Origin of the sequence: Sutterella massiliensis (assembly GCF_016899755.1) — a bacterium.
Lineage (GTDB): Bacteria > Pseudomonadota > Gammaproteobacteria > Burkholderiales > Burkholderiaceae_F > Sutterella > Sutterella massiliensis.
On sequence record NZ_JACJJC010000265.1, the window covers coordinates 1 to 487 of the forward strand.

The window sequence follows — 487 nt, forward strand, 5'->3', positions numbered from 1 at the left end:
GGGGCGAGGCGCCGCATCGCCCTCTTCTCGATCTGGCTACCCATTTGGCTGCCCGCATTCGTTATCTCCGCCATGGGCGGCTGGCTCGAGCGAGCGGTCAAACGTACGGATTTCGGCTACACGTCGCCCTTCGTCTTTTCCTATTCTTGGAGGACGCTCGTTTGCGCTTTTCTTGCGCTCGTCATCTCGTTTCTTTGTCCGACGCCGTTACCGCCTTCGCTCGTGCCTGCCATGCTCGGTGTCATAGCGATTTTGCTCGGACTCTGCTTCGGGAACATCCAGAAGCGCATTTGACGATTACGAGTCGACGAACGGGCGTCTTCGACATTCTCGGCATACCCGGCATACCCGGCGTCCCCGGTGTCCTCTCCGCCCTTCTTCATTCGCATCGAATCGGCAGCAGTTCCTTCACGCGATTCGCAGAAATTCGCTGCGAATCGGAATCAACCCGAACGAACCGGCCGCCGGCCGCCCTTCTCCCTTCTCC

General features: G+C 59.5%; 1 protein-coding gene. It reads left to right on the forward strand.

Features of this window, described 5'->3' with window-relative positions:
• Nucleotides 1-294 (forward strand): IncC plasmid conjugative DNA transfer DtrJ family protein (locus tag H6A60_RS12485; protein ID WP_205105126.1); only part of this gene is annotated, 294 nt, incomplete at its 5' end.
• Nucleotides 295-487: the final 193 nt, after the last annotated feature.